This is a genomic window from Microcystis sp. M113S1, assembly GCF_020246945.1.
Lineage (GTDB): Bacteria > Cyanobacteriota > Cyanobacteriia > Cyanobacteriales > Microcystaceae > Microcystis.
This window is the reverse complement of sequence record NZ_JADBSA010000256.1, coordinates 1-8,971: the sequence shown is the minus strand read 5'-3', so window position 1 is coordinate 8,971 and position 8,971 is coordinate 1. Positions and strand designations below refer to the sequence as shown.

General features: G+C 44.5%; 8 protein-coding genes and 1 pseudogene. 7 read left to right on the top strand and 2 right to left on the bottom strand.

Going from position 1 to position 8,971, the window contains the following annotated elements:
* Positions 1-132, top strand: a pseudogene (locus IM319_RS22525) (RNA-guided endonuclease InsQ/TnpB family protein); the annotation flags it as partial.
* Between the two features lie 365 nt (positions 133-497).
* A complete protein-coding gene (locus IM319_RS12945) occupies positions 498-881 on the top strand; it encodes a DUF4346 domain-containing protein (protein WP_286825060.1) in 384 nt (127 codons plus the stop codon).
* Positions 882-1,013: 132 nt separating this feature from the next.
* Here IM319_RS12945 and IM319_RS12940 read toward each other — a convergent pair whose 3' ends face one another.
* The gene (locus IM319_RS12940) at positions 1,014-1,877 is read right to left on the bottom strand and encodes a branched-chain amino acid ABC transporter permease (RefSeq protein ID WP_286825061.1); all 864 of its coding nucleotides are present in this window, start codon (positions 1,875-1,877) and stop codon (positions 1,014-1,016) included.
* Positions 1,878-2,137: 260 nt separating this feature from the next.
* On the opposite strand from IM319_RS12940, the gene IM319_RS12935 reads away from it, so the two are divergent.
* On the top strand, positions 2,138-2,647 hold the full coding sequence (locus tag IM319_RS12935) for a pentapeptide repeat-containing protein (protein ID WP_002760385.1): 510 nt from the start codon (positions 2,138-2,140) through the stop codon (positions 2,645-2,647).
* On the top strand, positions 2,644-3,771 hold the full coding sequence (locus tag IM319_RS12930; protein WP_287735865.1) for a 5-(carboxyamino)imidazole ribonucleotide synthase: 1,128 nt from the start codon (positions 2,644-2,646) through the stop codon (positions 3,769-3,771). The genes IM319_RS12935 and IM319_RS12930 overlap by 4 nt, the downstream gene beginning before the upstream one ends.
* Before the next feature lie 273 nt (positions 3,772-4,044).
* Here IM319_RS12930 and IM319_RS12925 read toward each other — a convergent pair whose 3' ends face one another.
* Positions 4,045-4,983 carry an SGNH/GDSL hydrolase family protein gene (locus IM319_RS12925; protein ID WP_287735864.1) on the bottom strand — a complete coding sequence of 313 codons (939 nt, stop codon included), beginning with the start codon at positions 4,981-4,983 and terminating at the stop codon, positions 4,045-4,047.
* A gap of 82 nt (positions 4,984-5,065) precedes the next feature.
* Between IM319_RS12925 and IM319_RS12920 the strand changes: the two genes are divergently transcribed.
* The 3 genes from IM319_RS12920 to IM319_RS12910 all read left to right on the top strand — a co-directional run bounded on the left by IM319_RS12920 (position 5,066) and on the right by IM319_RS12910 (position 8,725).
* Complete coding sequence (locus IM319_RS12920; protein ID WP_002736350.1) at positions 5,066-5,200, top strand: hypothetical protein; 135 nt, start codon at positions 5,066-5,068, stop codon at positions 5,198-5,200.
* A gap of 165 nt (positions 5,201-5,365) precedes the next feature.
* Positions 5,366-7,357 carry a DICT sensory domain-containing protein gene (locus tag IM319_RS12915; RefSeq protein WP_287075615.1) on the top strand — a complete coding sequence of 664 codons (1,992 nt, stop codon included), beginning with the start codon at positions 5,366-5,368 and terminating at the stop codon, positions 7,355-7,357.
* 162 nt (positions 7,358-7,519) lie between these two features.
* Positions 7,520-8,725 carry an argininosuccinate synthase gene (locus tag IM319_RS12910; RefSeq protein ID WP_286825848.1) on the top strand — a complete coding sequence of 402 codons (1,206 nt, stop codon included), beginning with the start codon at positions 7,520-7,522 and terminating at the stop codon, positions 8,723-8,725.
* The last annotated feature ends 246 nt before the right edge of the window (positions 8,726-8,971 follow it).

Sequence of the window (8,971 nt, the reverse complement as noted above, 5' to 3'; positions counted from 1 at the left end):
TTAAATATAGGGAGAAAGGTAGTCGGAGAGGTTGCATTTAGCAAGAATCCGATAGAGAGGCTTGTAGTTAGCCCGGTACGGGTCAAAGCGTACAAAGCTGATTCAAAGTGCGACGTTTGCGTACAGAATTAGTAACTATTATTGCTCAGTAGGTCAGATTTGTTAACAGAAAATACGGCTTATATCTAAGTAGGGTTTGCGGCAAAAAGTTTTTCGTGGGGGCAGGGTGTGGGGTGTGGGGTGTAGGGTGTAGGGTTTTACCCGTTTTCAGAGGGTCAATTACCTAATTTTCGGGGAAAAAGTACCTGAATTTTCCCCCCGACCACTCCAAGAAATGGCACTTTTTGATTTCAAAAAAGCCTAAAGATATTATCCAACAAGGTTTTTAGATTTATTCAGCAGACCCTACTTACAAAATGCTCTAGAAAAAGGATGATGGTATGTGATATAATTTGCTCTTGCTTTCATCTACATATTTAAGTGATTTTGTCAAGAAAATGAGCGAATTAAAATCCCAAATCACAGCTATTGATCATCAACTTTCCAAACGCCCGATCGCTCTCGATCCCGGAGGATATTTTATTATTTATCTAGACCGAGAAGCAGGGTTAATCTGTGCCAAACATTACAGCAATATTATCAATGAAAAAGGTTTAGCCGTCGATCCAGAAACGGGAAAAGTTATCGGTGTTAGGCAAAAACTTGATCGCAATCCAGAGACTATTTACACCGCAAGAACCGCCAAAGAATTAGCCGTCAAAGTGATCGAAGAAAACCAACCTTGTCCAATTACTATGTTCGATCATGCTGCTTATTTAGGGCGAGAATTTACCCGCGCTGAATACGCTTTAATCACCGGGGAAGAATATATTCAGGATTAAAAATTTGGCTTTTCAGTGATCAGTAAACAGTAATCAGTAAACAGGGATAAAGATGAAGATAAATAACTTAAAACTTAAAACTTACATCTGATAACTGATAACTGATAACTGATAACTGATAACTGATAACTGTTAAACCGTGCCTTTAAATAAACCTTGGGGACGGAATAATAACAGCAAGATCATAATTAATAAAGCCACGGCTAATTTATAATCAGAACCAATTAAGGGAACACTAATTTCTTGGGCAACACCAATAATTAAAGCCCCGGCAATCGCTCCGTAGGGATTACCAATACCACCTAAAATCACGGCGGCAAACATTGGTAAGATTAAAAACCAGCCCATATTGGGACGCACTCCCCCAGTAATTAACCCGAACATCGCTCCGGCTAAAGCAGTTAAAACTCCCGTAATTATCCATGTCCAGAAGACAACCCATTCGACGTTAATTCCGGTTACTCTAGCTAAATCGGTGCTGTCAGCTACGGCGCGCATCGCCTTACCGATCTTAGTTTTTTGCAATAACAAATGGAGGGCAATAATAACTATAATTGCCAAACCAATGACTAACAAGCGATCGAAAGCTACTTTAATCCCAAAAATTTCTGTAGCGGTCATCACAGGCAGATCGTAGCGTTGATTACTACCGCCCCAGATCATTAAAATACCATTGCGAAGAAATAAAGCCAAACCGATCGAAATAATAATTAAAGTGGTAGAATCAGCCCGTCGATCGCGCATGGGTTTCCACAATAATCTCTCGGCAATGAGCATGGCAATAGCTGTCACCGCTGCCCCCACCAGCATCGCTAACCAGAGATTAATCCCTTGAGCATTTACCACCCAAGTTATGTAAGCACCCAAAGTCATAAAATCGCCGTGGGCAAAATTAGACAGACGCAAAATGCCACAGGTAAGGGTTAACCCAACAGCAGCCAGAGCAATAATACTGCCGACGGCTAAACCATTGAATAAAAGTTGCGATGTATCCATCAAACCTCTTGTATAAATCAGAAATTGTCCTTAGAAATAGGAGTCAGGAGAGAGAAAATTAATTAACTTTTGTATTTAGCTGAAAGCTGATGGCCCGTTGCTTAAATATTTTTGTTTAGACTAAATTGCATGGCAGTATAAGCTTAGACAGCTATTATAAAGGTTTCTGTGCCAGCAATTTCTAGCGGCCAGCGAAAAGCTGACGGCCGATGGCTTACTGCTATAAAATCAAGAATGCCCACTGATGGAATTTTCCCCTGATGAAGACTATCTTTCGATTAGCGATCGCTTTTTTTGCCTTACTATTTATCCTATCTCCTGTCAATGCCTTAGCTGCCAGTTCTGCTGCTGTCACAGGAGCCAATGCCAGTTATGAAAACCAGAATCTGACAGGAAAGGATTTTTCGGGACAAAATTTGCAATCTGCCCAATTTACTAACGTTAATCTCCAAGATTCTAACTTTAGTTCTGCCGATTTGCGCGGGGCGGTGTTTAACGGAGCCTCTATCATCGAAGGCAACTTTCATGGAGCGGACTTAACCAATGGGTTAGCCTATCTGAGTACCTTTAAAAATTCTGATTTAAGCGATGCCATTTTTGCCGAAGCGATCATGCTGCGTACCATTTTCGAGGGAGTAAACATCAACGGTGCTGATTTTAGTTTTGCCGTGCTTGACGCTCAACAAATCAAAAATCTCTGTGAAAGAGCCGAGGGTGTAAACTCAAAAACCGGCGTCTCTACCCCGGAATCTTTAGGATGTGATCAATGATGCAAACAAGGGTTGGTGTTATTGGTGGTGGACAATTAGCTTGGATGATGGCACAGGAAGCCAAGAAATTAGGCATTTCTCTAATTGTACAAACACCACACCCCGACGATCCCGCCGTTGCTTTAGCTGACGGGGTTGTCTTCGCAGAAATAGCTGACGTGGAAGGCACAAAAAAACTAGCTCAACATTGTGATCTGATCACGTTTGAAAATGAGTTTGTTAATTTAGATGCCCTAGAAGAATTAGCGGCCACAGGAGTGAAATTCTATCCTAGTTTGGCAAATCTGCGCCCCCTATTGGATAAATACGAGCAAAGATGTTATTTACGCTCCCTAGGGTTGCCTGTGCCTGATTTTTGGGCGATAGATAATTTATCCCAACTAGAAAATTATCCTTTTCCGCTGGTGCTGAAAGCGCGACGACACGGTTATGATGGTCAAGGAACCTTTATTATTCGCACTCCTGAAGAATTAAACGCCAAAAAGCCGCAATTAGAGCGTCTTGACTTGATGTTAGAAGCTTATATTCCCTACGAGCGCGAATTAGCCATCGTTGCCGCTAGGGGATTAACTGGGGAAATCGTCACCTATCCCCTGGTGGAAACCCATCAAGAGGAGCAAGTCTGTCACTGGGTAATCGCTCCGGCCACTCTTAATCAATCTTTACACGCTCAAACCGAACCTATCGCCCGTCATCTGTTAAGTAGTTTGTCGGCGGTGGGGGTTTTCGGGATGGAATTATTTGTCACTTCCCAGGGAGAGGTATTGATTAATGAAATCGCTCCCCGTACCCATAATTCGGGTCATTACAGCCTCTCTGCCTGTCTTACCTCCCAATTTGCCCTACAACTGCAAGCAGTGGCTAATTTGCCCCTCGGAGCCGCGGATTTAAAATCTGCCGGGGCAGTCATGGTTAATTTATTAGGTTTTGAGGATAGTGACGGCGATTACGCCGAAAAACGAGCAGTTTTAGCGGCAATTCCGGAGGCTCACGTTTTTTGGTATGGTAAAAAATCCCGTCCCGGTCGAAAATTAGGCCATGTCACCCTGTTAAGAGATACAAGCGATCGCTCTGAGTTATCAGCCCTAGCAAAGCAGATAGAAAAGCTTTGGTATGGTTGTTAGGGAATTATGAATTATGAATTATGAATTATGAATTATGAATTATGAATTATGAATTGGGGAGTGGGGAAGTGGGGAAGTGGGGAAGTGGGGAAGTGGGGAAGTGGGGAAGTGGGGTGATGGGGAAGTGGGGAAGTGGAGCATTTGGCTGAAATTTCCCTAAACCCCTAAACCCCTAAATCCCTATCACCCTGACTCCTGAATCCTGACTCCTGACTCCTGACTCCTAAATCCTGAATTATGCCCCCAGCAAGAAACTTTTTCAGGCAAACCTAATTAAAAGACTTTTTTGATTGCCTCGGCGAGTTTTTGGGCAATTAACTCGTTACCGTCTCGACTGAGATGAATATTATCGATATAGAGGGAATCGGGATTGGGATGGGCTTGAAAAATGGGCAGAAAATCTAGATAAAAAATCTGCTGGTTGCTGGTGAAATCTGCTAGTCTTTGACGGGCTTTTAATTCATAATCTCGCCCCTGTTTTTGAGCTTCGCGAATTAGGGGGGTAATAGCGATAATTAAACGGGCTTGATTAGCCTGAGCAAGGGCTTGAATTTGGGCAAGAGCGGTTAAATTATTGTCCACTCGATCGCCCCCTTCTCGCACCGGTGGCAGGGGAGGATAACGCTTAAAATATCGATCGTACAATTCGATTAAAGCTAAAGCCGGCCGGCGAGCGGGATAATTAATTTCTCGTCCCACCACCGCCGAACTAGGAGCTAAAGCGAACAGATCATCGGTGTTCATTAATAACACAATCACCTGGGATTCAAAGGTTCCGAAACGTCGCAGATAAGCCAATTGATTGCGCGGTCCCCAAGAATTGGCCGAAGCATTGAGAACCTCCACTGAACCAGTCAGATTCTGGCCTAAATTTTTGGTGATTAAAGCAGAAATGGTCTCTTTTTGATCCGTCCACCAGGAGCCATTAGCGATCGAATCCCCGATTAACAGTATTCTCGTCGTCTCCGGGGGCCGTTGAGGTGTAATCGGATCGCTCCGCATCGAATACTGATTAACGGCGATAAGATTAGAAAAACGGCGCGTTTGTTGATTAGGAGCCAAAAGATAGCCAATTTCAGCATCAGCTTCGTAAATAAGCGGATTACCGAACCCGAAGACAATTCTTAAAATAGCCTCAAGGAAAAGGGCAAGGGCGAAAAGAACGCCTAGAATGATTAAAGACAGCCGAATGATACCAATTTCTAATAACACGGATAGATGAGAGTTCGCTAATTTATGATCCTAAAGTGTCTCATACTTTCCACATCCATCTCATGAAAAGGAGTTAAGGGCAATGTCAGACTTAAATCGTGGCATCATGAAATTCGAGGGAGCCGATAAACCGGCAGTAGTGGCGATATCGTCGATTATCGTTATCGGTAGTATTATTGCTCTGATTCTTTGGGCAATGAAAGTCGCCTACATCTAGTTAACTAGAATAATTTCGCTCACTTTTGGCATCACTCGGTTTAAATTTCTTGCCATCACGATCTCACCTCTTGTCCCCTTGAGCCTGTAGGATAGGGTCAAGGGATAAATTGCTAGTTCCCTCTATCGCGCTTGCTAGTCACACTCGACTCGAAACAGATCATCGATGAGCAGATCAACTTCTGTTTTAACAGAACTGTTGCAGTTACTCCCCCAATGGCGATCGCAGATGTACTTCAAAGCATCCCTGACTGCGTTATCCCACGCCATGGAGGATCAGGTTTTAGCGGAAGACGATCAACCGTTAGTGATTGCCAGTTTTCAGCGTGAGCGCTTTTATCGTCAAGAGGCCCATCGCTATCGACGCATTGCCCACAAAAGCGGGCAAGTTTATGTTTTGTCGGCCCCAGAAACCGATTTTAAGCATAGTTCCGACATTTACGAGACGATCGCTTTTCAACCGGAGGACAGTTTAGCCCAAGAATGGCATCTAGTGGTTATCGGTCGCCATTATGCTAGTTGTTTAATCTGTCGGGAACGAACCCATCTGACAGCAGAGGGGGAAAATGGGGCAGCTATGGATAATAATCGTCGTTTTGAGGGGATTTGGACGAGTGATCGCCATGGCAGTCAACAGGCCGCCCAAATTCTTTTAAATCATATTCTCGATTATCGTCCCGAACTAGCGGAGAAAATTAGGCGCGCCCAAGAAGAATACCTGATCTGTGAACTGACGGACAGGGATCATCAAGAGGAAGCAGATCCCTTTATCCAGCGATTAGTCACTTATTTGCAAGCAGGACAGTATAAACTGCTGAAAGCCAATCGTTCCTTGGCATCGAAAGAACACAAGGAAAGACTGATCAACTCGGTGACAGCCTCGATCCGTCGTTCCCTCGATCCGGAAGCTATCCTACAGGTGGCAGTGCAGAAATTGGGGCAGGGATTGGGAGTCTGTCGCTGCGTGGTCTATCGTTGTCATGAGGCCGACATTAACGCCACCATCGAACACGAATTTTTAAACCCCGGCATTAGTTCCATCAAAGGACAAAAATGGCCACTGAAAAATAATCCTCTTTTTCAGGAAGTGCTGGAATTGAGAGAATCCCTGAAAATCGAAGACGCTATTCACGATCCCCGTCTCCCCGGCGATTCCATTCAAAATCTCGTGCGGGAATGTTCCATCTATTCCTGGTTATTAGTACCGATTTTTTACCAAAGTCGTCTCTTGGGAATGTTGGAACTGCATCACTGTGGACCCTATACCACCACTTGGAAAAGCGAGGATGTCGCCCTTGTGGATGCGGTGGCCACTCAAATCGGAGTCGCCCTCATTCAAGCAGAGGCATACGCTAATTTACAGGATTTAAATGAACAATTGGCCGCCCTCGATCGCACTCGTTCTAATTTGGTCGCCATTACCGGCCACGAATTACGCACCCCCCTCTCCACCATTCAAGTCTGTCTAGAAAGTTTGGCCTCGGAACCGGATATGCCGGCAGAAATGCGCCAAATTATGCTTGATACTGCCCTGAAAGATGCGGAACGAATGCGTAAATTAATCCAAGATTTTTTAACTCTTTCTAGGTTAGAAAGTGGCCGGGTTAATTGGAATCCCGAAGCTTTATCCTTATCGGAATGTGTGGAATTAGCCATCAGTCACGTTCACTCCCGCAATCTCGACAACGACAACCCAAAAATTATCAATCTTGTCCCCCCCAATCTGCCCTTTGTTTTAGCCGATGGCGAGTGGTTAGTGGAATTACTCTCCAAACTGCTCGATAATGCCTGTAAGTTTACCGGACGGGAGGGAAGTGTCTCGATCGAAGTCGCTTCGGGAAAGCCAAAAACTCTAGAAGTAACCATTTCTGACACTGGACGCGGGATCGAACCCAATCGTTTAGAACAGGTTTTCGATCGCTTTTACCAAGAGGAGGGGGCCCTGCGACGCAGTGCCGGGGGAACCGGTTTAGGACTGGCTATCTGTCGTCAGATCGTTAATGGTTGGGGCGGCGAAATTTGGGCAGAATCCCAGGGAAAAAATAACGGCAGTCAGTTTCATTTTACTATTCCAGTATTTAAAGATAAAACTAAGGATAATCCCCAAAATACCGCTCCGAAAAAATCCTCCCGTCGTCCTGCCAGTAAACGTAAATAGCGGCTGGTTGCCCGTTTAGTTTTTGCTCTTTGCTCGTGACTTCCTATTCCTTTTCTTCATCAAAAACTAAACAAAAAAGCATTAAAAAAGAAGCATCAAATCCCCAAGATATATAATAAACTTAAAAGAGTAATCAATTAGTCGTTTTTAGGTGAAAAAATTATGGGACGCGCCAATAGAGTGGTTTTAGCTTATTCCGGAGGAGTCGATACTTCCGTCTGTATTCCCTATCTCAAACAGGAATGGGGAGTGCAAGAAGTGATTACCCTAGCCGCCGATTTAGGACAGGGAGACGAATTAGGACCAATTCAAGAAAAAGCTCTGCGCTGCGGAGCGATCGAATCCTTAGTCGTCAATGCTCAAGAAGAATTCGTCAAAGAATACGCTTTTCCCTCAATTCAAGCTAATGCCCTCTACGAAAATCGTTATCCCCTTTCTACCGCCCTGGCTCGTCCTTTAATCGCTAAATTATTAGTAGAGGCCGCCGAGAAATACGGGGCCGATGCCGTCTCTCACGGCTGCACCGGCAAAGGTAACGATCAGGTGCGTTTTGATGTGGGCATTATGGCCCTCAATCCTAGTTTAAAAGTTCTCGCTCCCGCCCGGGAATGGGGCATGAGCCGGGAAGAAACCATCGCCTACGGGGAAAAATTCGGGATCGAGTCTCCCGTGAAAAAATCCTCGCCTTTTAGTATCGATCGTAACCTGTTGGGGCGCAGTATTGAAGCCGGTCCCTTGGAAGATCCGATGACGGAACCCCCGGAAGAAATCTATTTAATGACCAAAGCGATCGCCGATACTCCCAACGAGCCGGAATACGTCGATATTGGTTTTAATCAGGGGATTCCTGTCAGTTTAAACGGAGAAAATCTCGCTCCCGTGACGCTAATTAGTCAATTAAATGACCTAGTGGGTAAACACGGTGTTGGTCGGTTAGATATGATCGAAAACCGGGTGGTGGGAATTAAATCCCGAGAAATTTATGAGGCCCCGGCTTTATTAGTTTTAATTGATGCTCACCGAGACCTAGAAAGTTTGACTTTAACTGGAGATGTTACCCAATATAAACGGGGAATTGAAGATACCTACGGACAGTTAATTTATAAAGGATTGTGGTACAGTCCCTTAAAGGAAGCGATCGATGCTTTTATCCTCAAAACCCAAGAACAGGTAACGGGATCGGTGCGAGTCAAACTGTTTAAAGGTAACGCTAAAGTGGTCGGTCGTCAGTCAGTCAATTCTATCTATTCTCCCGATTTAGCTACCTATGGGGCCGAGGATCAATTTGATCATAAAGCTGCCGAAGGTTTCATCTATGTTTGGGGATTACCCAGCAAAGTTTGGGCCGAAAAAACTAGAGGGAAGTAATCAACAATCCTCCCCTAAGTAAGTGGGTTTTAATTCAGATCCCCCCATAGTAGGGTTGATTCATGAATCAATTCTCATAGTAGGTTGATTCATGAATCAACCTACATAGGGTCTGCTGAAAAAGTTTTTCGGTGGGGGTTGGGGGTTGGGGGTTGGGGGATGGGGGATGGGGGATGGGTTTTACCGATTTTCAGGTGGTCAACTACCTAATTTTCAGGGAAAAAGTACCTGAATTTTCCCCCTGAT

Bases quoted from the DNA above. Each gene is read 5' to 3' on its own strand.
- IM319_RS12930 (WP_287735865.1), top strand. From the start codon at position 2,644: ATGATGCAAACAAGGGTTGGTGTTATTGGTGGTGGACAATTAGCTTGG.
- IM319_RS12920 (WP_002736350.1), top strand. From the start codon at position 5,066: ATGTCAGACTTAAATCGTGGCATCATGAAATTCGAGGGAGCCGATAAA.
- IM319_RS12940 (WP_286825061.1), bottom strand. From the start codon at position 1,877: ATGGATACATCGCAACTTTTATTCAATGGTTTAGCCGTCGGCAGTATT.
- IM319_RS12945 (WP_286825060.1), top strand. From the start codon at position 498: ATGAGCGAATTAAAATCCCAAATCACAGCTATTGATCATCAACTTTCC.
- IM319_RS12935 (WP_002760385.1), top strand. From the start codon at position 2,138: ATGAAGACTATCTTTCGATTAGCGATCGCTTTTTTTGCCTTACTATTT.
- IM319_RS12915 (WP_287075615.1), top strand. From the start codon at position 5,366: ATGAGCAGATCAACTTCTGTTTTAACAGAACTGTTGCAGTTACTCCCC.
- IM319_RS12910 (WP_286825848.1), top strand. From the start codon at position 7,520: ATGGGACGCGCCAATAGAGTGGTTTTAGCTTATTCCGGAGGAGTCGAT.